Raw genomic sequence first — 22,595 nt, 5'->3', positions numbered from 1 at the left:
ATAACTTGAAAATTATTGATATATCTCAAAATTTCTTGATATCTCTCAAAAATTATCGATATAACTTCTAATTTCTTGATATTCTCCTAAATTTCTTGATATCTCTCAGAAATACGGCTGACCAGGCAGCCCACAAGCAGCCACCCGGTCCATTTTCACCTTAATCAAACCTCGCTTTTCACCATTGCCTCAATAATTGCCTTTGCAACACCGCTATTTACATTCGTGTCTGTTACTATATGGGCTTTCTCCTTCACACCATCCGGTGCATTTCCCATCGCAACTGCCCGACCGACACGCACTAGCATCGACACGTCATTGTAATTGTCTCCAATAGCCATCGTGTCTTCCATAGAAATTCCTCGTTCAGAGGTGAACGTAGTAAGAGCAATCCCTTTCTGAGCGTCTACACTAGTGATCTCTAAGTTGTCTTTACCCGAAGAACTAACGGCAACCGTGCCAAGTTCCAACAATTCAGCACGTGCCGCCTCTAGGTTCTCTTTATTCATAGAGAATGCAAGGAGCTTATAAATTACTTTTGACTCGTCTTGTAAAATGGGTTCAAAACTATCGACCATATTCACATTCCCGTCTTCCATTCTTTCTTGTGCCGCCTTTAAAACTTTATCGTAGTCATTATCTTTACTTGCTGACATGAAAACATCCATAATGGTGGCAATCGCCTTATCATAATCTTTAGAATATGTCCCGTTCTGCGTATAGATTTCAAAGTAGATGTCGTGCTTGTCTAAAATTCGTGCCAGCTCTCTGCCAAGGCTAATTGCAATTGGATTTGTTGAAACAATTTCTCCTTCAGGTGTACGCGCCTCTGCTCCATTTACGCATATAATCGGTGTGTGTATACCTGCTTCCGCCAAGACATCTTTGGCTTCGGAGTATGCTCTTCCAGTGGCAATGACCACTTCCACTCCATTATTTCTAGCAAGCTTAATGGCATCTGCATTCTCTTCACTAACTACATGGTTATTGTTTAATAATGTTCCGTCCATATCTATGGCAATACATTTTACCAAGTGAATTCACCTTCTTTTATGTAATTAACTTTCTGTATATATCCTATCCTAGTTAATCTTTCTTCGTATTACAAACATTATACTGCAAAAGCATTTCGCTAAAAATTTTGAAAAGTACAATTTATCCTGTCTTATATTCGGCAAATCCCTTATAATAAAGGTATTATCGCAATCAGGTGAGGTTGAACTCTATGCAAATTTCCTCCAATCATATTGGGAAAATTCTAAAAAATGATATTTACTCTTTGTCGGGAAATCTCTTGTTAAAAAAAGGCACGGTCCTGAATGCAAACCATGTCGAAAGCCTTCAAAAGCATGCTTACTATTTCGACCAGGCCTTTATTTTGGATGAGCCCCATCATCTTTCCAGAGAGTATTTTCAGCATGTCAAAGATATGTATGAAACGAGTATTCATACTTTTCAATCCATATTTGCCAATCTTGAAGGGGAACAACTCCCTCCTATAGATGAAATTCAAGGTATGTTGACTCCTCTAATAGATAAGCTCGTGGACGACCCAGTTTTCACCCGTTACATAGAGCAAGTAAAAAGCTATGACAATTACACTTATACCCATAGTTTGAATGTCGGAATCTATTCTTCTTTAATTGGGAAGCTGCAAGGACTTGAAAAAAGCAGTATCAGCTTACTAGGTCAAATGGGGATGTTCCATGATGTCGGAAAGCTACTTATCGACAAGGACATTTTACAAAAGCCAGGTCGACTTACCGAAAAAGAGTGGATGGAAATACAAAAGCATACAACTTACGGATATGATCTGCTTAAAAAGAACCGGACAATTGATCCACATATCTTGCAAGGTGCCCTGCTCCATCATGAACGTCTTGATGGAAGTGGTTACCCCACAGGAATCAGTACGAAAATTCCTTATTTTGTTCAGATCCTATCTGTTGCAGATATGTATGATGCCCTTTCATCCGAAAGAAGCTATCGACCAAAGCAAAATATTTTCACCACTACTAAAGTTCTTATTCAAGAGGCAAATTACAATCGATTGAACCCAGCCATTGTCTATCCGTTCGTCCGATATATACTTTCTAATCATCTTCGTGAAGAAGTGGTCCTTAACAACGGGAAGCTTGCGGAAATCATTTTCATTCATTCAGATGAACCGCATTTACCAATCATTAAGGTCGATGATCACTTTATTGATCTTAGGAAAAATAAAGAATTAGAGATTCTGGATTTTGCAAACTGATTCACAGGAAAATGTTTTTATGCACTTGATTTTGGGAAATAAAATTGAAAGATACACACAAAATTCCAGTAACTACCTTTGAAAAGTTCGAAATATGTATTAAAATAACTAACGTTGCATATTTACGCATAAGGAGATTATTATATTGAAAAATCATTCATCTTTCAGAACTGCAGATAAATTAAAATTCATTATCCCATCTTTTATCGGGATATTATTATTTATGTTCCCTGTCATGTACAAGGACGAGTTAACTATTCCAATTGCCATTCTTGCTGGGTTATTAGGAGACTTTTTAGGAAATAGCATCCCTTCCATTATGACAGGGGTCATTACCATCACTGCTATCGCAACGGTAGTGACAAAACTTACAAAACCCGCTTTTACAAAAGAGCAAGGATTTTTTAATACGTTATTAAACGTTTCTGTATTTTGGACAGTCGTTAGGGTACTTGCGATGGTATTGGCCATTATGACCTTGTTTGAACTTGGTCCAGAGGCTGTTTGGAGTGATGTTACAGGATCTGTTATTTTATTTGACCTTTTACCGGTATTATTTACTGTCTTTCTTTTTGCCGGATTATTCTTGCCGTTATTATTAAACTTTGGACTATTGGAATTGTTCGGCGCACTTTTGACGAAAATCATGCGTCCTTTGTTTAAACTTCCTGGACGTTCTTCTATCGATGCCTTGGCTTCCTGGCTTGGTGATGGAACAATCGGGGTACTATTGACAAGTAAACAGTATGAAGACGGCTATTATACGAAAAGGGAAGCAGCGGTTATTGCGACTACCTTCTCTATCGTTTCCATTACATTCAGTCTTGTCGTAATTACTCAGGTTGGACTTCCTGGTATGTTCATTCCATTTTATATAACCATCGGTGTGGCAGGACTTGTTGCGGCTATCATCATGCCACGAATCCCTCCGTTATCCAGAAAGGCGGATACGTATTATAACGGGGAAGAACAAGATGAAAAAGAACTAATACCCTCAGGATACTCTCCATTAAAATGGGGATATACTCAAGCGGTAGAGCGTGCTTCTAAAAATAAAAGCGCCGGAAAATTCTTTCGTGACGGTGGAAAAAATGTCCTCGATATGTGGATGGGGGTAGCCCCAATCGTTATGGCATTCGGTACTATTGCCTTGATCCTTGCTGAAAACACAGACTTGTTCGTTTACCTTGGCATGCCATTTATTCCACTGTTAGAATTGTTGCAGATTCCAGATGCAGCTAAAGCGTCAGAATCACTGATTGTTGGTTTTGCGGACATGTTCCTGCCAGCACTTTTAGCTTCGGATATACAAAGTGAATTGACTCGTTTTGTAGTTGCAGCAGTCTCTGTCACACAACTTATTTACCTTTCTGAGGTAGGTGGCGTTATTTTAGGATCTAAAGTGCCTGTGTCGCTTTGGGAGATGTTTGTGATTTACATTTTACGTACATTGATCACATTACCGGTTATCGCGCTAATGGCGCATGTGTTTTTCTTTTAATGGTGGTATTTAATAAGCTATCCAAGGGGTCCTAATGGGACTTTTGGGTAGCTTTTTTCAATACATGCTTTTACTATTGCCGTTCCTTTTCGCTACAGGCACTCGCTTTCCTCGGGGCGATGCTTGAGCCTCCTCTTCGGCAACCGCAATGGCAATTTTACTATTGAGACGTCTAAACCTACGTTTTTTAGTGTATCCTGCATAATAACTAGCTCCTTCCGTAATGTAGCTCTGATTTAGTTTGGTTTTTCCAGTAAACTTTCTAACCAAATTAACCTACGATTTTACGAGTCAGGAGCTATTTTCGTTCATGATAACTCGGCAAGCCTGAGGCCACTAAAAAAAGTCTTAATTTTAGTTTTTTTATAAACACCGCTGTTGATTTCCGCAAAAGGCTTCGCTTTCCTAGGGGCTGACGTGAGCCTCCTCGGCCTACGCCTGCGGGGTCTCACCCTACCGCTACCTCCCGCCGGAGTCGAGTACCTTCCGCTCCAATCCACTTGTTTTGGATACTTAAGGAGTCCATTTACCTTACAAAACAGCCTTAGTAAACTTTTAGTTCATCTGATTTACGCTCTAGCTCTTTTCCCAGTAGTTTAGCAAGTTCGAGCATGCCGATTTTGCCGGCTGCTTGTTCGGCGTCTGCGTTATAATTGGTATTGGTGTTAACGTCATAGGTGAAGATTTCCCCTTGATTGTTGCGGATAAATTCAATACCCGCCACCTGGATCTCATTTTCTTGCAGAAACTTTTCATATTTATCGATGATTGGGTCGGCAAAGCCCTCTACGATACGGAATTTAGGCTTTTCCTCCACCTCTTCGCCTACAGGGCAAAACAAGTCACCGATTTGGCAGGCATCGGCCGGGCACAGCTCAAAGCCTTCAGATGTATCAACCTGAACAGCGTACATGAACTTACCACCAATAAATTCACAACGAGTAATAAATGGTTCTGGTGCCTGAATGTATTCCTGGATAAGCGTGATACCGTCTACCGGCTCTTCAAAATCAGGTCCATACAAATATTCTTCAAGCGATGCCGTGGAATGGAATAACTGTACTCCAAGCCCTTTGCCTGCTCGATTATGTTTTGTGATGAAGGAGTCGGATCTTATTCGTTTTGCTGCTTGCAGTATATGTTCTTTTCCTACCGCCGCAATGGTTTTCGGTGTCTTTACTCCAGCTTTTTCAAGGGCCGTATACTGATTGACCTTGCTTAATTCGAGCTGAAGGGCACGACTTCCATTCAGTACTCTTCGACCATGGTATTCCAACCATGAGAGTACAGCCCCTGTTAATTCAGGTGCAAATCGATGATCCCTTGTGTGGGAAGAGGCGCTCATTCTGTTGTAAAATATGCCTTCAGGTGGTTCTTCGGTTAAAGGAACCACTCCTTCGTCTAAGTGCCATTCTTCATATGGCAAACCCAACTCTTCCAATCTAGTAGTTAAGTGTGTCGTCCACTCTTTATTTTCATGAATAATATAAATTTTTTCCACGATGTCTGCCTCCATTTTATGCATATATGGTAGTGTATCTTCTGCTGGATATTATGATTGAGCAAGCTCTTTTGCCCTTGGATTTACAAGCGGCATTACCTTTTTGGCGAAACGCTCCATCTCTTCAAGCTGCGGAGAGAACTGCAATAGCAATAAATCCACCCCAGCATCCTCAAATTCTTTTATTCTAGCAGCAATCTGCTCTGGCGTCCCTACTAAGTTTGGACGCAAGCCTCTATTAGATACAGAATAATCCTGAAGCTGTATTTGTTGCTCTAGCTGTGATTTGCTTGTGAAGTCTTTAAATCCAGCATACGCGTCGGATTCTTTTACAGCGGTGATTCGGGCAAGTTCCGATTGGGCTTCCTCTTCTGTATCTCTGCAAATGACATAGGCAGCCATTCCAAAGGATTGAAAAGGGGTATTCGATGTCTTGGCTCTCTTTTCTTTCATATCTGAGATTTTTGACGCCACTTCCTCTACTTTGCCACCATGCATCACATAAGCATCACAGTGTGAGGAGATCACTTCCTTGCCCTTTGGACTCTCTCCTCCTGCATAAAGGATGGGATTTGGACGTTGCACTGGTTTAGGGTGAAGATTTGTTTCTTTTAGCTGATAGTATTTTCCTTCATAGGTAAAGGAGTCTTCTGTCCATAATCCTTTGAGAACATCGATAAACTCTTTTGTGCGGTCATAACGCTCATCATGCTCGGTGAAAATCCCACCATATTGACGCGCCTCCTCTTCCCACCATGCCGAAACGACATTGAGAGTGAAGCGACCGTTGCTGATATGATCAATATTTGCCGTTGCTTTTGCTGCAATGGCAGGGTTGTGAAAACCTGGCCTGATTGCCGTCATAATTTCTATTTTTTCTGTTACGGCTGCCAATGCTGCCGCAGTCGACCAGGCTTCGAGTGTGTCCTCTTTCGGTCCTTTAATGTCATTTAAAAAGAGCTCCGCAATCAAGGTTGTGTCAAACCCAAGCTGTTCCGCCTGTTGGATTACCTTTTTTGCATATTCAAAAGTTGGCGGCATCTGTTCGTCCTCCACATTTCGCAGCCAACCGCCGAAAATCGGCAACCAAAATCCAAATTTCATCTCACACTTCCCCCTTCGATGCTTGTTTATGTAGACAAACAAAAAACTCCTTCGATAAGAAGGAGTTTGAGTTTAAGCCCGTCACATCCACTTATCTTCCAAGAACGTTTGTCTTGCTGGAATTAGCACCTATACAGTTGTTTTGTACTGTATGGTTGCCGGGCTTCACAGGGCCAGTCCCTCCACCTCTCTTGATAAGAAAACTAACTATTCAATTAACATTAATTAGACTAATCCTATCACGAAACTTGGTAATGAACAAGTCTTTCGGATGGCTAAATATGCTTGCTGTATTATAAGCTTATTAGGTGGTTGGGGATTTCATGATTGGTTGGTTTTTGGGAGGTCTTGAAAGGGTCGGGCAGATGAAGTCACTTTCGGGGATAAAAATTGGTCAGGAATGTCTTCATTCAACTTATGAAGACATTTTGGAGCATGAAAACCACTCCATAATGTTTTCATCCACCTTATGAAGACAATCTCCACTCAAAAATCACGTCAAAACTGTCTTCATCGTCTACACTCCCACCCACCTTCCCAAAGGCTGCGCTAATACCCAAAAAAAACGCCCCCCCAAACCTGGAAGGCGCGTCTCGCTTAAAAACTATTATTGTACATCCTTTTCAAAATTAGGAGCGTGCAGGCCTGCCGCTTCAAACGTTTCCCCAATTTTTTGATGGAAATTCTCTAATGCAGCAGTCACTTCTTCACCATCTGAACCTTCGGACATCGATGCAGCGCGTTCTTCAAAATATAAGGCTAACAATTCAATAGAATCCTTCATATTAACCTGAAGATCCTTATCAAGGTTTTCTGGGATCTCAATTCCTCGAAGTTCGTTTGCAATGAGGTTACTAGACTCAACAGCAGCCTCCAAATCTCCTGCACCCTCTGACCTTTCATAAGATGTTACAGGCTCAAGATGCTTGCGAATCGTCTGGATCATTTCCATTTGTATATTCATAAGGACGGTTACCGTTTCCCCACTTTGATCAGCAGGAACCTTTTCTGAATCGGCCGTGTCCACTTTATTTTTTTCTTCTGTGCAAGCAGAAAGCACAATCACTAAAACAAGTATCATAGAGAAAGTCCACTTTTTCATTTCAAATCCCCTTTTCATCTGTTATTACGGAAATAGTGTACCCGTTTTCACTCATGCTGTATATACTTCCGTCAAAAGTTGGATTCTTCTATGAATAATTAATTTTCTTACATCTTTATTTAGTTTGTTAAAAATTTATTAAAATAATATTTTCTACTTGCATTGTTCACCATCATGCCCTACAATAGGAAAATGCAAACGGTTGCACTATAAGTGCACTACTTCGCAATAAAATGAATTCGTTTTCAACAAAATAATAGAAACTATAATTGAAAGAAGGCTGTTAATATGAAGAACTTTTTGTCCTTTGATTTCTGGCAGAAATTCGGTAAAGCATTACTAGTAGTAGTCGCGGTTATGCCTGCTGCTGGTATTATGATTTCTCTTGGTAAGTTGGTAGGCATGACTGGCGGAGACATCGCTCTTGTGCAAACGATTGCAAGAGTAATGGAGGATATCGGTTGGGGAATTATCACCAACTTACATGTATTGTTCGCCGTTGCCATTGGTGGTTCGTGGGCGAAAGAACGTGCAGGCGGTGCTTTTGCAGCATTGATCGCTTTCGTACTTATAAACCGTATTACTGGAGCGATTTTTGGGGTTAACAATGCTATGGTGGCAGACCCTGAAGCTACTTTCACCACTCTTTTTGGACAAGAACTTATTGTAGGTGACTATTTTACAACTGTGTTAGGTGCCCCTGCATTAAACATGGGAGTATTTGTTGGGATCATTGCCGGGTTCCTTGGTGCTAACCTTTTCAATAAGTTTTACAACTATAGTAAATTACCAGATTCTTTATCTTTCTTTAACGGAAAGCGTTTCGTACCTTTCGTGGTAATTGGTGGTTCTGTTATCGCAGGTATTGCGCTTAGCGTAGTTTGGCCATTCATTCAAGGATTGTTAAACGATTTTGGTGTTTGGATTGCTTCTTCTAGAGACAGTGCGCCAATCGTTGCTCCTTTCATTTTCGGTGCGCTTGAGCGTCTATTGTTGCCGTTCGGCTTGCATCATATGTTAACGGTACCAATGAACTACACGTCACTTGGTGGAACGTACACTATTTTAACTGGCGGTAGCGCAGGCTCTGTTGTAGCAGGTCAAGATCCATTATGGTTAGCTTGGGTTGCTGATTTGAACAACTTCCTGGCAGCTGGTGACACTGAATCTTATGAAGCGCTTCTTCGTGAAGTAGTACCTGCTCGTTTTAAAGTAGGTCAAATGATTCTTTCTTGTGCGGCATTGATTGGTATTGCGTATGCGATGTATCGTAATGTAGATAAAGATAAGCGTAAAAAATATAAGTCTATGTTCTTTTCTGCAGGTCTTGCAGTATTCTTGACTGGTGTTACTGAGCCAATCGAATTCATGTTTATGTTTGCGGCTCCTGTGTTATATGTAATTTATGCAATTATGACAGGACTTGCATTTGCTATTGTTGATATCATTGACATTCGTGTTCATGCGTTTGGAGTTATTGAGTTGTTGACTCGTACACCGATGATTGTAAAAGCTGGCTTATGGTTAGATCTAGTAAACTTTGTGATTGCGTGTCTAGTATTCTTCGGATTGAACTTTGCGGTGGCGAACTTCATGATTAAGAAATTCAACTTCCCTACTCCGGGACGTAATGGTAACTATATTGAGCAAGAAGAAGGAGCTGGTAACGGGTCAGCTGCAAGTGTACAAGCAGATTCCTTGGCACCTGCAATCATCGACTTGCTTGGTGGAGCACAAAATATTGAAGACGTAGATGCATGTATGACTCGCCTTCGTGTGACAGTAAAAGATAGAGAAAAAGTTGCAAATGAAACGGCATGGAAAGAAAAAGGTGCACTTGGACTGATTGTGAAAGACCGTGGGGTACAAGCAATCTACGGACCAAAAGCAGATGTAATCAAATCTGATATTCAAGACTTGTTGGGAGCGTAATAAACGATGAATTTACTAACCTTAAACTGCCATTCTTGGCAGGAAGAGAACCAAATGGAAAAGATACAGCATATCGCGGGAGCCATTAAGGAACAAGCATACGATGTCATCGCTCTTCAAGAGGTTAGTCAAAGCATGGATGCCGAAGTGGTAACAGGCAACATCAAACAAAACAATTTCGGCCTTGTTCTACTGCAAGAGCTTGAGAAAATTGGGGTTTCAGACTACGAGTTGGTCTGGGACTTCGCCCACATGGGGTATGACACCTATGAAGAAGGCCTTGCCATCTTGACTCGACACCCTATCAAGAAGAAACATTCCTTCTTTGTATCGAAAAGTACGGACACTGACTTTTGGAAAACACGTAAAATTGTCGGTGTGACGGTGGACATGCAAGGTGAGGAGAGGTCCTTTTATACATGCCATCTTGGTTGGTGGGATGATAAAGAAGAGCCTGGTAAATTCCAGATGGAGCAATTACTTGCGCAGGTCAAGGGAACAGAACCCTTCTTTTTACTGGGAGACTTTAACAATAGTGCCCATATTGAAGGAGAAGGCTATGATTATTTGACCTTAACAGAGGGGCTGCATGATACGTATCTTCTTGCATCTGAAAAAGATTCAGGTGTGACGGTGGAAGGAAGTATTGCGGGTTGGGATAAGAACAAGCAGGACTTGCGAATTGATTTGATTCTGGCAAGCTCTCCAGTCAAGGTCACATCTTGTCATGTTGTTTTCAATGGAAGAAACAGAGAAGTTGTCTCGGACCACTACGGGGTAGAAGTAATCGTGGAAATATAGTCGAGTTTTGACGTATTTCCTGGGAAAATGTAAAAAGGTGAACGGCATGAAAGTGCTGTTCACCTTTTTTAGTTTCGTTATTTTGTATCTGCAATGGCTTCAATTTCTGCTTGGATTCTTTTGGTCCACTCATTCACTACATTATAATCCATTGCTTTTACATAGATTTCTTCTAATTGTCCGTGCCAGTTTTTGGCTTCTGCCAATTTCCCAATGGCCTCCTGCATGAATTCTGTATAACGTTGTTTTACAAGAGCAATTTCCCTATCATACCGTTCATCTGTCCCTGGACGAATCGTAATATCATACATATCCACGATGGAATCTCCTTCGCGCTCAGGGAAGTATTCATGCGGGGCTGTACTGTCAAAAATAGCGAAACCAAGCTCTCGGCAGATAATCATATCTAGACTGTATGGATCAAACCCACAATGATAGACTTCCACGTCAAACCCTTTTTCTTCTGATGCTTTAGCCAACTTCTTCAGCATAGTGGATTTTCCTGACCCTGGACGACCTTTTATAAAGTATCGATTTGTGAGTCCTTCTGTCAGATTTGGCACGAAATCTTTTGCTCCTGCTGGGGTTGCTGCACCAAGGAAGCGGTGTCTGACATCTGCTTTTTTATCTAAAGTTTTCCCTTGGAACAGTTGCTCCACAAGATTCTGTGTCAGCTTATTTGCCGCCTCAAAATTCATATTATGAATATAATATCTTTCCCAATCGTCATGTATTTTCAGGGCTCTCGCAAAAGTTTGGTAAGCTGTCTGGAAAGCTTCCTTCTTTTTGGTGGCTAAGTGTTGTATTTCCGTTTTCTGTTCGGCAAGTAATTTGGAATCCCAGGCCTCGCCTAGGTTGACGTATTCCTCCACTGCCCCCGGCGCTTTCGGTTCAATGACATGTGGCGCAGTACCATCTACAATCCCAATGCCAAGCGCACGGATAACCACCCCGTCCACCGACTTTGTGTCAGATGAACAATGAAGCAGTTCAATATCGTACCCTTTCTCGTTCCAGACTTTCCCGATCTTTTTAATTAGCGATGATTTCCCTGTCCCTGGTCCGCCCTTGAGGATAAAAATGCGGTCCAATCCTTCTATGTTTGATTCATATAGACTATAAAATCCACGCGCTGTATTTCCACCAGCATAATAATTTAATATTTTCCCCGCCAAGATCTAACACCCTTTCAATGGTAGGTTATCTTACAATTGCGATTCCATTTAGCCTATGCGGGAGGGGTTGGGTGGGTGAAAGCCTAGCTTTGGTGAGGGGTGACTGACTTAAGGAGGAAGGAAGCCGCGGGGACGTTTCTTGATATATTTAAATTTTTCTCGATAAAACTTGAGATTTCTTGATAAATTGTGGAAATTCTTGATATCCTGCAAGTTTTCTTGGTATCTTACAAATTTTCTTGATATATCGGGTGAGCGGAACGAAAAACGATCTCCAGACTTAAATAGAGCCACACTCATTCCCTAGAGGCCACTGAGAAAGTCTTTGATTTTAGATGATATATATACACCGCTGTTGATTTCCGCAAATGGCTTCGCTTTCCTAGGGGCACTGGTGAAGCCTCCTCTGCTACGCCTGCAGGGTCTCCACCTAGCGCTATGTCCCTCAGGACAAGGAAGACTTCGGCAGCGATTCATCGCACGAAGAAAATGCGTAGCATTTTCGAGGAGTCTTCGCCTTTTGCTCCAATCACCAGCTAGGTATCAATGAAAACTTTACGTTATCAGTTTTTCAGTGGCCTCATTCCCTAGAGTGTGGCTTCAAACCATTATTTCAACTTCAACTTCGCCAATGCATCCGCTAAAGCGGTATTCACCGGCTCATCATTATTCTGTTTTTTCAAGTATTGATTCACGTCACGTTTAGACGCTTTCTGGTTGGCATTGTTCTTGCGGCGTTCCTGGAAGGTACTTAACTTCTCACGGTGTCCGCATACACAAGCGAACATCTGACCTTCCCCTTCTCCGCGCAATTCCAACTTCTTACGGCATTTTGGACAACGTGCATTTGTCACTTTGGAGACATTTTTACGATGACCGCATTCTCTGTCCTGACATACAAGCATTTTCCCTTTTTTCCCGTTCACTTCAAGCATCGGCTTGTCGCAGTCGGGGCAACGTTTGCCTGTCAAATTGTCATGTTTGAACTTTTGATCGGTATTTTTTATTTCATGAACAATCTGTTTGGCATATGCCTTCATTTCATTAATGAATGTTGCTTTTTTCAGTTGTCCTTTTGCAATCATGCCAAGCTTTTGCTCCCATTCTCCTGTTAGGGCTGGAGATTTCAGATCCTCCGGAGCAAGGTTCAGCAGCTGCTTCCCTTTAGAGGTAATATGCAGCCCTTTGCCTCGCTTTTCCATCAAGAAACTGTTAAATAACTTTTCAATAATGTCCGCTCTGGTGGCAACCGTACCAATCCCACCAGTTTCACCCAGGGTTTTCACTACCTTTTGGTCGGTCTGTTCCATATACTTTGCAGGATTCTCCATCGCAGAAAGTAATGTACCCTCGTTAAATGGTTCAGGCGGTTTTGTTTTTCCAGAAGTCAACTCGATCTTTCGGATCGGCAAAACGTCGCCTTTATTCAAGCTCGGCAACAGCTGATCGGAAAGTCCGTCACTTCCGTCCTCCTGTTCCTCCATGGAACTGAAAACTTCCTTCCAGCCTTGGGAGATGACCGTTTTTCCTTTAGCTACAAACTGTTCTGCCCCAATGGAAGCGGTGATATTTGTCTGTTCATATAAGAAAGGCGGTAAAAGTACAGCAAGGAATCGCTTCACAATCAAATCGTAAATTTTATATTCCTTGTCGGATAGCTTGCTTAACAAGACTGCTTCCTCTGTCGGGATAATTGCATGGTGATCTGTCACTTTTTCATTGTTCACAAAGGCCTTGTTCGCTTTGATTGGTTTCGTGAGTAACTTGGACGCAATAGACTTGTAGGAGTGCGCACGAATCGCCTCCACGCGCTCTTTTAACGTATCCACCATGTCAGTGGAAATGTACCTGGAGTCCGTTCTTGGATACGTAACAATTTTATGTTGTTCGTAAAGGCGCTGCAAGATGGATAGCGTTTCTTTTGCAGAATAGCCGAAGATACGGTTTGCATCGCGCTGAAGTTCCGTCAGGTCATATAGTGCTGGAGCGTAGCTTTTCTTCTCGGTTTTATTTATGTCGGTTACCTTCGCATCCTGGTTCTTCACTTTGGAGTGTAAGCTTTCCATTGACGGCTTGTTGAAATTTCTTCGTTCTTTCGTTTTAGCGTCCTGCCACACGAGCTGGAAACCATTTTCCGTGGTGGCCTTCAAGCCGTAATATTCTTTTGCTGTAAAGCTTCTAATCTCTTCTTCCCGTTTGGCAATCATGGCAAGCGTAGGTGTCTGGACTCTCCCACATGAGAGCTGGGCATTGTGCTTAGTGGTCAAGGCTCTTGTGGCATTCATCCCAACTACCCAGTCCGCCTCTGCACGGGCAACGGCTGAGTAATAGAGATTTTCGTATTCTTTTCCGTCACGAAGCTTCGCAAAGCCTTCCTTAATTGCACGGTCTGTAACAGAGGAGATCCAAAGTCGCTTTACTGGCTTTTGAATGCGGGCTTTCTCCAAAATCCATCTAGCAACAAGCTCCCCTTCACGGCCAGCATCGGTTGCGATGACAATTTCCTTTACATCTTTACGTGTAAGCTGTGCTTTTACTGCACTGTATTGCTTACTTGTATTCTTGATAACGACGAGCTTCGTTTCATTCGGCAGCATGGGCAGGTCTTCTAGCTTCCACGCTTTAAATTTTGCGTCGTAGGCTTCTGGATCTGCCAGGGTAACGAGGTGACCAAGTGCCCATGTGACGATGTATTTGTCCCCTTCAAAAAATCCATTTCCTTTTTTCGTACATTTCAATACTCTTGCTATATCTCTACCTACAGAGGGCTTCTCTGCAAGAACGACAGTTTTTGACATAGTAACAATCCTTTCAAGCTTCTTGTCTTCTAATCTTTACATATTGTGTGAGGGTAGTCAAAAAGAGAAGACCGCTGTCAGGTAAGGAATTCGGTTATAGGAGACTATTGCTTGTTCCAATCTCTCTTTAGTAGGGAAAAAGAATAATGGTGATAGTATTTGCCTTGATACAAATGTTTGTCTCGATATATCCCTTCATTTACGAAACCTAAACTTTCTAATGTATTGGAAGACTTTTTGTTTTCCAAAGCGACGTATGCATTTATTCTATTGAGTTTCATGTTACGAAATCCACTCTCTATCGCTGCAGTCAAAGCCTCTTTCATGTATCCGCTTCCCCAAAACTCATACCACAAGTCATACCCTATTTCTGCAATATTATTGGTTTTGTCCCATAAATGAAAACCACAGGTACCTATCTGTTCATTGCTGTCTTTTCTTTCAATAACCCATCTATTAAACCCTTTTCCTTCTGGATCGTTATACCACTCTATTAATTCGATGGCATCCTCTTTTTTCGTAAATATTTCTTCATCATATAGAAATTCACATATCTTTTCATTACTGAAATGTTTAAAGATAAAATCGGCATCAGTATCGTTTACATTTCGTAATTTTAATCTATTTGTCGCTAGATCAGGGAAAAACCTTTGGTCGCTCATAATAAACACCCTTTACATTGAATTGCTGTTATTTTTCGTTATAGAAGAGAAAAGTTAAAAAGAAACGTTAATGCTAAAAAGATTGCGATTAAAAATGTTATTGACCCAGATAATAGTAAAATTAGCCCCCGTTTACGATCGGCTTTCCATATCTCAGCTCCGTCTACTATCCAACCTATCCCCATTAACAAAAAGGCGATATATTTCAAAGCGTTTATATCAAATACGAACCCTATAAAGAAGAGAAAATATCCAATATAGGGTAGTACATGGAAGACTAATATAGGATTCCTTAGTTCCTTTTTTACCTGGTCTTTTTCTTCCATTGTAAAATTTTTGTATTCTTTTCTGGCAAAAATAAAACCTAACAATAAAACTAGTAAAATCGCCCCTAATTGAACAATTAGCATGTTTCTCCCCACTTCAACGTTTGCTAAACTCCCCTATCATCTTCACTTCTTCTCGGGAAGTTTTTCCAATGCATTTACAGCATCTTCTATTGTCCCTACCGGTATAAGTTCAATGTCCAGATTTTCCTCACTTATGGTTTTTCTCGCAATCGTTTCATTTTTGTCCCACTCGTCATCTAGCGGGACAATGAAGTAATCAAACCCTGCATTGGCAGCTCCAATTACCTTTTGTTTCACACCGCCGATTGGTCCCACTTCTCCTTCAATGGTGATGGTGCCCGTACCCGCTACCGCATTCCCTTTTAGAAGGGAATCTTCCATCATTTTGTCTAGAAGTGTGAGGGTAATCATCAGACCTGCACTAGGTCCGCCTAGATTCTCTATGTTTTTCCACTGAATATTTTCGTCTTTTGATGAATCAAATACTTCCTCGAAATATACTCCGAGTATCGTGTTTCCGTAATAATCCTTGTGTGGGTATGTCGTAACATCGATTTCTATTTCCTGACCTTCTCGTACTAGCGACAACGTGACCGTTTCTCCTGGTTCTTTTTCGACAATTAGTTGATCCAAGTGGTCAAAGGAGTCCAGTTTTTCTCCGTCTATTCCTACTAGAAGGTCTGTTACTTTAACCGCTTCTTTGTCTTTCCAATCTGGCAAGTAAAAGACAGGATAAAACCCAAGCAACTCAAGCTTTGGATCCTCGCCTAATACGCCACGTGCTATGTACTCTGCCTTAATTTTTGATTGCTCCATCTTTACTTTATTTTGGTAATTAAGTTCCTCAAATCCCATATCCTGCTGCCCGGAAAGAGAAGGAACAATCTCTACCCCTTCTTCAAAAAGATGTGTAAGAACCATTTTCGGCCACTTGCTGTTCTGGAGGCTAGCCACGTAAGTCATCCCCAAATCACCGTCGAGTTCTGAGCCCCCCTCATATACAACAAATTCGTCCAGATTAAACGGGTTCCCTGCAAACAGCACATCATACCCTGTAGGCACAAACCCGCTCCCTATTATGACTAGTAAAGCTATTACAATTATCCACGGTGCCCGTCTCTTCATCCGATTCCCCCACCATCCTTTTTTATCTACTTTTATTTTATAGTAGATTGGTAGATTTTAGTATATATATTCTAACTATAGAGGAAGAAACTTCTTTCATTTCCCACATAGCCATTCCTAGAAAATTTTAGTATGATGAAAAGTAGATATTTTTTTAGATAGGATGGATACAAACATGAGTTTATTGAGCATAGATGGGTTAAGCCATAGCTTTGGCGACCGTACGTTATTCAAAGATGTTTCTCTTCGCCTGTTAGCTGGCGAACACGTTGGCCTTGTTGGAGCAAACGGGGTTGGTAAATCGACTTTAATGAATATTATTACAGGGGAGATTGTATACGATACAGGACGAGTAGAGTGGACACCAGGTGTGCATTACGGATATTTGGACCAACATACAGTGTTGACGCCTGGAAGAACAATCAGAGACGTCCTGCGTGATGCCTTCTTGCCTTTATATGAAAAAGAAAAAGAACTGAATGCCATTACCGATAAAATGGGAACGGCCACTCCGGAAGAGTTAGAAGAGCTTCTGGAGCAAATGGGCGAAATTCAAGATCATCTGGATGCCGGCGGATTTTACAACTTGGATATCAAGGTAGAAGAAGCTGCTCGAGGTCTTGGTTTGGATGCAATCGGGCTTGAACGTGACGTTGCTGCGCTAAGTGGTGGACAGCGTACAAAAGTCCTTTTGGCGAAACTGTTGCTTGAACAGCCGCAAGTGTTGTTACTGGATGAGCCTACGAACTATCTGGACGTGGAACATATTCGTTGGTTAAGCTCATACTTGAAAGAGTACCCGCATGCATTCCTCTTGATCTCGCATGATACCGAGTTCATGAACGGCGTGGTGGATGTTATTTTCCACTTGGAATTCTCTAAATTGACCCGCTACACAGCTTCTTATGAAAAATTCTTGGAGCTTGCGGAAATCAATAAAAACCAGCATATCAATGCGTATGAAAAGCAGAAAGAATTCATCAAGAAACAAGAAGACTTTATTGCGAAAAATAAAGCGCGTTACTCTACAACTGGTCGTGCCAAAAGCCGTCAGAAGCAGTTGGATCGCATGGAACGTATTGACCGCCCAGAGACAGCTGCAAAGCCGACATTCGAGTTTAAAGAATCCCGTGCAAGCAGTCGTTATGTGGTGGAAGCAAAAGACCTTGAGATTGGGTACTCTGATCCATTATTGCCAAAGCTTACAATGGAAATTGAGCGTGGGGATAAGATTGCGATCGTCGGATGCAACGGGGTTGGTAAATCGACCTTACTGAAGACAATTCTCGGTAAAATAGATCCTCTTGGCGGTTCCGTCATACTAGGTGACTTCCTTTTCCCTTCCTACTTTGAGCAGGAGGTAAAAGCGAAGGATATCACGCCGATTGACGACGTATGGAACGAATTCCCTTCCCTTGATCAGCACCAGGTCCGTGCGATCTTGGCGCGTTGCGGGTTGAAGAACGAGCATATCTCCCGCCCGTTGAGCCAGCTTAGCGGTGGCGAGCAGGCAAAGGTGCGATTATGCAAACTGATGATGCACGAAAGCAACTGGCTACTGTTTGACGAGCCGACCAACCACTTGGATGTGGTGGCGAAAGAAGAGTTAAAGCGAGCTATCAAAGCTTATAAGGGCACCATTCTCCTTGTATGCCACGAACCTAGCTTCTATGAGGACTGGGTGACGAAGGTGTGGAATGTGGAAGAGTGGGCGGAGCAAAAACAATAAGAGATTTTATTGAGAGCAGCATGGGGGGGATAGCCTCCGTGCTGCTTTTTGTTATTTTGTTGAAGGTTGTGGGCGGGGCGGGCGATCTGCTACCATTTTGTTGATTACGGTGGTCTTTTGGGTGCAGAGGCGGCTTCTCTCCTACCGTTTTGCTGGTTGCGGCGGCGGGGCGGGCGGTGAGAACGACTCTCTCCTACCGTTTTGCTGGTTGTGGCAACGTTTCGGGCGGTGAGAACGACTCTCTCCTACCGTTTTGCTGGTTGTGGTGGCGTTTCGGGTCTAGATAAGGCTTCTATTAATCAAACCAAACAACTTCCCCCAACTCTTCGGGCGATTAGAACCCTTCCATTAGACAAACCACCCTCTTTCAAGGCGCTTAAGTCTAATAGAGCTCTACTAAAAGATCCCCTCCACCCCTTTGCTACCAATCAAATACCACTCTCCCCACCAAACACAAAAAAGACCGCCCCAAAAGGCAGCAACAACACATGCCCTCCAGAACAGCCCCAACACTCCCCCTCTACAACGGCTTCGGATTGTAACTTGAACCCGTCCAGTCTGTCAATTCACAAACTGCTTCCCAAAGCTTCGGATAGAATTCAAACTTTGCTCCTCTTTCCAACGCTTGAGCAGGGATCCCCTTCAAACTTTTCGTATTCAAACCAATCATTCTGCGAACAAGCTGGATGTGGTGCTTACGGAATGTTTGGAAGTTCTCGTCAAAAGCAATCAATTCTTGCATGAGCAAGTACAGCTCATAATTGTCACTGGCAGCTTTATGAAGGATGAAAGGTGTCAGTTGCTTGTCATTCAACAGCTGTTCAAATGGTCCCCATAACGTCGGTCCAAGTCTTAGTATTTCATTAAATCCAGGTGAATCCTGTCCACTTCCACGTCCGAGTGCGAGTCTGATAGTATGGTAGTCACTTGGAGTGATCACTTTTACCATATCGAACACTGGCGGCAGGTGCTTCAGATGCATGTTTACCCTTTGAAGTTGTTGGGTTGCCTCCAAGACTTTCCCATGCTTCATATTGGCATCTGCTAAGTGAATGTACTGAATGACAAGCTTGAAATGCAGTTCAGCAATTTGATGAATCATTTGAAATGTGAGTTCATCATCACAAGAGAGTTCCCCAGCTCCCTTTTGTAGGCTTAATAGCTCTTCAGTACGGATGTACTTTTCATAATCTGTCACTTTTTTCTCTTCCATTTTCTTCTCCTCCTACTATCGAGTAAATGGAATGGCGCTAGCAGCTAATGTCTTCTATCTTCCACTCAAACGTTTATGTAAACCCTTACATTTTATGTTACGCACTTGGACAAATAACTGTCAAGCTACAAATAAACACTCTTCAATTAGGCAATAAGCTTTTATGTATCCAGATTGCCGCTTGTATGCCGTCCCCCATTGCAATAGCGGCTTGTTCTGAATGAACGGTTATATCACCGGCGGCCCAAATGTTCTCCACTGAGGTCATTTTTGTGCGAGGATCCACCATAATGTGTTTATTTTTATCCAACTTAACCCCCAACTGCAAGGCAAGCCCCGTGTTGGGTATGTTGCCACCAAATGCTAAAAAAGCATAAGCAAATTCAAGACGGACTCCATTAGTAAGCGTTACTCCTTTAAAATTAGAAAACTCCGTATGAATTTCCGAGATCTCATCAGAAACAAGACGTATGCCTTTGCCAACCAACTTTTTCATTAAGTCAGCATCAATCTCCCCTTTTCCATGGTTGATAAATGTCAGCGCATTTGTCCAATATGTCAGCGTTAACGCCATGGATGCTCCTGCGTTTCCCGAGCCAATCACAAGAGCTTTCTTATTCAAAATTTCGTATCCATCACAATCTGGACAGACGAACACACTTTTCCCAAGACATGGTAACAAGCCTTCAAAAGGAGGAATATTATCTTTAATTCCGGTTGCAAGTAGCAGCCTTTTCCCAAAAAATTGCTGAGACGTTGAGGTGGTTGCACAGTATAGCCCTCGGGTTCCCTCCACTGCTTCTACACGCTGTTCTTCAAACTTAACTCCTAACCTCATCGCTTGCGTTTTTCCAATACTTCTAAGCTTCTCTCCGCTCACTCCATCTGGCCATCCTAGTAAATTATGATAGCAGTGACAAATACTCGAACGACCTTTTCCATCATCCATAACAAGCACGTTATGTTGGTACCTTCCCAGTTGGATAGCTGCCTGAAGTCCGGCAATGCCTCCCCCGATAATTATACAGTCATATATCACAGTAAACTCTCCATTCTTCCAGAGGCCACTGAAAATGTCTTGATTTTAGTTTTTTTATAAACACCGCTGTTGATTTCCGCAAATGGCTTCGCTTTCCTAGGGGCTGACGAGAGCCTCCTCGGCTACGCCTGCGGGGTCTCCACCTAGCGCTAGCTCCCTCAGGAGTCTTCGCCTTTTGCTCCAATAACCAGCTAGGAATCATAAAAAACTTCACGTTATCAGTTTTTAGTGGCCTCTTCTCAAATCATAGTGTTACTAGTATTTGAAGTTTTTTGCGTATTATCAGTAAGCTTTTCCCTGCAGAAAAAAATTTATCTAAGGCATGTTTCACTTTCTGTCAGCCGGGTATCTTTATTACATAACCAAGGAGGCGATAAAAAAATGAAACCCACTTATAAAGAGTTTCAAAATGATGAACAAGTAGTAGGAGCAGTACAGGAGCTAAAAACTAGAGGTGTTCATGAGGATGATATCTTTGTTATCACTCATGATGATGACCGTACAAAACGTGTAGCTGATAATGCTGATGCTAATACTGTTGGCGCCGGTGAAGTTGGTATGGACACTTATGTGAAAAATATTTTCCGCAAAAAAGGCGATGAGCTTCGTGCTCAATTCGAGGAGTTAGGGTTCACAGCTCCAGAAGCGGAACAGTTAGAAGAAAAACTTGATCAAGGTAAAATAATCCTGGTGGTAAAAGATAAAACAGCAAGCACGACGATTTAAGTATTGACCGAAGTTGACTCCCCCCCCTTAAAAATATAGAGAAGCGGATGGCCCAGGTCATCCGCTTCTTCGTTTTTTCTTTTTTGCTTTTTCATGTTACACTCTAGTTAAGCAATCTCTCAAAAAGGCGTACGACCAATTAGGAGGGAACTATATGACAAACAAAACAACCACTATTAACATCCAGCATGAAAAAAAACACTTACACCTCACACTTACAAATCTCTTCATGTATCAAGGATTTCAAGTCATAGAAGCTTATAATCAAGAGCACGCAGAATGTTATTACTTATTTTTCTATAAAACATCGTACCTCACCGGAAGATCCACATCTAAAATTAAACGAAGATCTCAGCTAAGTACCATTCTACAAAAAGGCATTCGTTTCTCACCAGATCATCCACTATTGGCATATCTACTCACACATAACCGAATTCACATATTCCCTGCCCTCACTCCGTTGTGGGAAAAAATCCAGAGAAAATACTCGCCACTTGAAGCATCCAACATCTTACCCATTTTCGACAACTATATGAAAAAAGAAAAAATAATTAAAGTGATGAAAGAATTTGCGCTTCAATACCGTAGAGAAGGTCAACTCCTGCACACCTACCAACTTCTGCGACTAATATTGGACATTTACCCAGCCAACAAATGGGCACAAGAAATGTCTAAAAACCTGCAATATCAATCCTATCAAGCACTATATACTCCCGCCCCCCCATCTTTGCTTTCCAAGGATCCACTTTATGTTGAAAAATACTGCTTCAACCACATAAAACAGGACGATTCGAAAAAGCTGCTGTTGCAATTACTGCAAAAAGAAAACCGGAAAATGGAGCAGCTCAGTCTGTACTCCCACTTACTAGTCATTAGTACGCACGAAGATTACACTATCTATGAAGAATTGGTAGCAAGCATACCGGTAGATTTCACAACCAATGATAAAGTGGACCTCCTCAGCTATATCCTAAGGAATCGAGACACTCCTCATGAAGGCTTGTATCATGATTTGCTTGGGTTATTAAAAAAATCGAATCGCTATGAAGACCTTTTAATTTTACTTACGAAAAACAAGGCTCTCATCACAGAAAAAGACCTGCCTTACGTGCAGGAGGCTTTGCTGCATGTGAAATGGCTGGAAAATTCAGATTGGCTCAGCGACCTAACCTTCCATTTGGATGAAAAGATAGCACCTAAACAAGTTCAGGCACTCTTTCAATCATTTGTGCCAAAACTGCTTCAGTTAAAAGGACTTGACTATACCGATCAGTGGGTCGCCTCTTATACTTCAAAATATCCAGGCATCCCAATCCTCATGAAGATCAAGAAAATGGCTGCCCTGAAGGATGATCCAGACCAAATGTATGCACTTGGCGAACTATATTATGAATTTAAACAGCTCTCAGAAGCAGTGGAGTGCTTTAACTGGGAGCTGGAGTTAGATCCATCCAATACTCGGTCGATAAAATGGTTATCGAAGCTTTACCTCGAGATGGGAATGGTGGAAGAATCGAAGTCCTATCAGTATATGTTGAGGGATGGGTCATAAACTGAAAGGAGCCAGCTGACGTGCTGACTCC

Annotated in this window: 18 protein-coding genes and 1 riboswitch; of the genes, 7 read left to right on the top strand and 11 right to left on the bottom strand. The window is 42.0% G+C overall.

The features are described from left to right. Window positions 1-164: 164 nt before the first annotated feature. Complete coding sequence (locus AAV98_RS11795) at window positions 165-1,034, bottom strand: Cof-type HAD-IIB family hydrolase (protein ID WP_060665764.1); 870 nt, start codon at window positions 1,032-1,034, stop codon at window positions 165-167. 191 nt (window positions 1,035-1,225) lie between these two features. On the opposite strand from AAV98_RS11795, the gene AAV98_RS11790 reads away from it, so the two are divergent. After that, on the top strand, window positions 1,226-2,254 hold the full coding sequence (locus AAV98_RS11790) for an HD-GYP domain-containing protein (protein ID WP_060665763.1): 1,029 nt from the start codon (window positions 1,226-1,228) through the stop codon (window positions 2,252-2,254). Window positions 2,255-2,399: 145 nt separating this feature from the next. Next, window positions 2,400-3,755 (top strand): YjiH family protein, encoded by a 1,356-nt coding sequence (locus AAV98_RS11785; protein WP_060665762.1) that lies wholly within the window; start codon window positions 2,400-2,402, stop codon window positions 3,753-3,755. A gap of 544 nt (window positions 3,756-4,299) precedes the next feature. Here the strand turns inward: AAV98_RS11785 and AAV98_RS11780 are convergent. The 3 genes from AAV98_RS11780 to AAV98_RS11770 all read right to left on the bottom strand — a co-directional run bounded on the left by AAV98_RS11780 (window position 4,300) and on the right by AAV98_RS11770 (window position 7,462). Next, window positions 4,300-5,256 (bottom strand): ATP-grasp domain-containing protein, encoded by a 957-nt coding sequence (locus AAV98_RS11780; protein WP_060665761.1) that lies wholly within the window; start codon window positions 5,254-5,256, stop codon window positions 4,300-4,302. Between the two features lie 51 nt (window positions 5,257-5,307). Beyond that, window positions 5,308-6,360: an LLM class flavin-dependent oxidoreductase gene (locus AAV98_RS11775; RefSeq protein WP_060665760.1), complete on the bottom strand. Its 1,053-nt coding sequence runs from the start codon at window positions 6,358-6,360 to the stop codon at window positions 5,308-5,310. Between the two features lie 88 nt (window positions 6,361-6,448). Continuing rightward, window positions 6,449-6,561: riboswitch (SAM riboswitch) on the bottom strand. A gap of 406 nt (window positions 6,562-6,967) precedes the next feature. After that, window positions 6,968-7,462 (bottom strand): hypothetical protein, encoded by a 495-nt coding sequence (locus AAV98_RS11770; protein WP_060665759.1) that lies wholly within the window; start codon window positions 7,460-7,462, stop codon window positions 6,968-6,970. A gap of 288 nt (window positions 7,463-7,750) precedes the next feature. On the opposite strand from AAV98_RS11770, the gene AAV98_RS11765 reads away from it, so the two are divergent. Together AAV98_RS11765 and AAV98_RS11760 are read left to right on the top strand one after the other, a co-directional pair. Next, window positions 7,751-9,394, top strand: a complete 1,644-nt coding sequence (locus tag AAV98_RS11765) for a PTS transporter subunit IIBC (RefSeq protein WP_060665758.1) — start codon at window positions 7,751-7,753, stop codon at window positions 9,392-9,394. 6 nt (window positions 9,395-9,400) lie between these two features. Then, complete coding sequence (locus AAV98_RS11760; protein ID WP_060665757.1) at window positions 9,401-10,195, top strand: endonuclease/exonuclease/phosphatase family protein; 795 nt, start codon at window positions 9,401-9,403, stop codon at window positions 10,193-10,195. Window positions 10,196-10,272: 77 nt separating this feature from the next. Here the strand turns inward: AAV98_RS11760 and AAV98_RS11755 are convergent, their stop codons facing one another. The 5 genes from AAV98_RS11755 to AAV98_RS11735 all read right to left on the bottom strand — a co-directional run bounded on the left by AAV98_RS11755 (window position 10,273) and on the right by AAV98_RS11735 (window position 16,305). Continuing rightward, a complete protein-coding gene (locus AAV98_RS11755; RefSeq protein ID WP_060665756.1) occupies window positions 10,273-11,370 on the bottom strand; it encodes a PRK06851 family protein in 1,098 nt (365 codons plus the stop codon). A 608-nt stretch (window positions 11,371-11,978) separates the two neighbouring features. Further along, entirely contained in the window at window positions 11,979-14,168 is a 2,190-nt protein-coding gene (locus AAV98_RS11750; RefSeq protein WP_060665755.1) for a DNA topoisomerase III, read from the bottom strand. A gap of 104 nt (window positions 14,169-14,272) precedes the next feature. Then, on the bottom strand, window positions 14,273-14,830 hold the full coding sequence (locus AAV98_RS11745) for a GNAT family N-acetyltransferase (RefSeq protein ID WP_060665754.1): 558 nt from the start codon (window positions 14,828-14,830) through the stop codon (window positions 14,273-14,275). 38 nt (window positions 14,831-14,868) lie between these two features. Then, a complete protein-coding gene (locus AAV98_RS11740) occupies window positions 14,869-15,240 on the bottom strand; it encodes a hypothetical protein (RefSeq protein ID WP_060665753.1) in 372 nt (123 codons plus the stop codon). Between the two features lie 42 nt (window positions 15,241-15,282). Then, window positions 15,283-16,305, bottom strand: a complete 1,023-nt coding sequence (locus AAV98_RS11735) for a S16 family serine protease (protein WP_060665752.1) — start codon at window positions 16,303-16,305, stop codon at window positions 15,283-15,285. A 175-nt stretch (window positions 16,306-16,480) separates the two neighbouring features. Between AAV98_RS11735 and AAV98_RS11730 the strand changes: the two genes are divergently transcribed. Then, a complete protein-coding gene (locus AAV98_RS11730) occupies window positions 16,481-18,034 on the top strand; it encodes an ABC-F family ATP-binding cassette domain-containing protein (protein ID WP_060665751.1) in 1,554 nt (517 codons plus the stop codon). A gap of 520 nt (window positions 18,035-18,554) precedes the next feature. Here AAV98_RS11730 and AAV98_RS11725 read toward each other — a convergent pair. Together AAV98_RS11725 and AAV98_RS11720 are read right to left on the bottom strand one after the other, a co-directional pair. Beyond that, window positions 18,555-19,247 carry a tryptophan 2,3-dioxygenase family protein gene (locus AAV98_RS11725; RefSeq protein ID WP_060665750.1) on the bottom strand — a complete coding sequence of 231 codons (693 nt, stop codon included), beginning with the start codon at window positions 19,245-19,247 and terminating at the stop codon, window positions 18,555-18,557. A 142-nt stretch (window positions 19,248-19,389) separates the two neighbouring features. Then, on the bottom strand, window positions 19,390-20,283 hold the full coding sequence (locus AAV98_RS11720) for an NAD(P)/FAD-dependent oxidoreductase (RefSeq protein WP_442853683.1): 894 nt from the start codon (window positions 20,281-20,283) through the stop codon (window positions 19,390-19,392). Between the two features lie 384 nt (window positions 20,284-20,667). On the opposite strand from AAV98_RS11720, the gene AAV98_RS11710 reads away from it, so the two are divergent. Together AAV98_RS11710 and AAV98_RS11705 are read left to right on the top strand one after the other, a co-directional pair. Further along, entirely contained in the window at window positions 20,668-21,012 is a 345-nt protein-coding gene (locus AAV98_RS11710) for a general stress protein (RefSeq protein ID WP_060665747.1), read from the top strand. A 154-nt stretch (window positions 21,013-21,166) separates the two neighbouring features. Beyond that, entirely contained in the window at window positions 21,167-22,564 is a 1,398-nt protein-coding gene (locus tag AAV98_RS11705; RefSeq protein WP_060665746.1) for a hypothetical protein, read from the top strand. Window positions 22,565-22,595 lie beyond the last annotated feature (31 nt).

This window comes from Bacillus sp. CHD6a (assembly GCF_001293645.1).
Lineage (GTDB): Bacteria > Bacillota > Bacilli > Bacillales > Bacillaceae_I > Sutcliffiella_A.
This window is presented reverse-complemented; position numbering and strand designations above follow the sequence as displayed.

Bases quoted from the DNA above. Each gene is read 5' to 3' on its own strand.
- AAV98_RS11790 (WP_060665763.1), top strand. From the start codon at position 1,226: ATGCAAATTTCCTCCAATCATATTGGGAAAATTCTAAAAAATGATATT.
- AAV98_RS11775 (WP_060665760.1), bottom strand. From the start codon at position 6,360: ATGAAATTTGGATTTTGGTTGCCGATTTTCGGCGGTTGGCTGCGAAAT.
- AAV98_RS11770 (WP_060665759.1), bottom strand. From the start codon at position 7,462: ATGAAAAAGTGGACTTTCTCTATGATACTTGTTTTAGTGATTGTGCTT.
- AAV98_RS11765 (WP_060665758.1), top strand. From the start codon at position 7,751: ATGAAGAACTTTTTGTCCTTTGATTTCTGGCAGAAATTCGGTAAAGCA.
- AAV98_RS11760 (WP_060665757.1), top strand. From the start codon at position 9,401: ATGAATTTACTAACCTTAAACTGCCATTCTTGGCAGGAAGAGAACCAA.
- AAV98_RS11750 (WP_060665755.1), bottom strand. From the start codon at position 14,168: ATGTCAAAAACTGTCGTTCTTGCAGAGAAGCCCTCTGTAGGTAGAGAT.
- AAV98_RS11745 (WP_060665754.1), bottom strand. From the start codon at position 14,830: ATGAGCGACCAAAGGTTTTTCCCTGATCTAGCGACAAATAGATTAAAA.
- AAV98_RS11740 (WP_060665753.1), bottom strand. From the start codon at position 15,240: ATGCTAATTGTTCAATTAGGGGCGATTTTACTAGTTTTATTGTTAGGT.
- AAV98_RS11735 (WP_060665752.1), bottom strand. From the start codon at position 16,305: ATGAAGAGACGGGCACCGTGGATAATTGTAATAGCTTTACTAGTCATA.
- AAV98_RS11730 (WP_060665751.1), top strand. From the start codon at position 16,481: ATGAGTTTATTGAGCATAGATGGGTTAAGCCATAGCTTTGGCGACCGT.
- AAV98_RS11725 (WP_060665750.1), bottom strand. From the start codon at position 19,247: ATGGAAGAGAAAAAAGTGACAGATTATGAAAAGTACATCCGTACTGAA.
- AAV98_RS11710 (WP_060665747.1), top strand. From the start codon at position 20,668: ATGAAACCCACTTATAAAGAGTTTCAAAATGATGAACAAGTAGTAGGA.
- AAV98_RS11705 (WP_060665746.1), top strand. From the start codon at position 21,167: ATGACAAACAAAACAACCACTATTAACATCCAGCATGAAAAAAAACAC.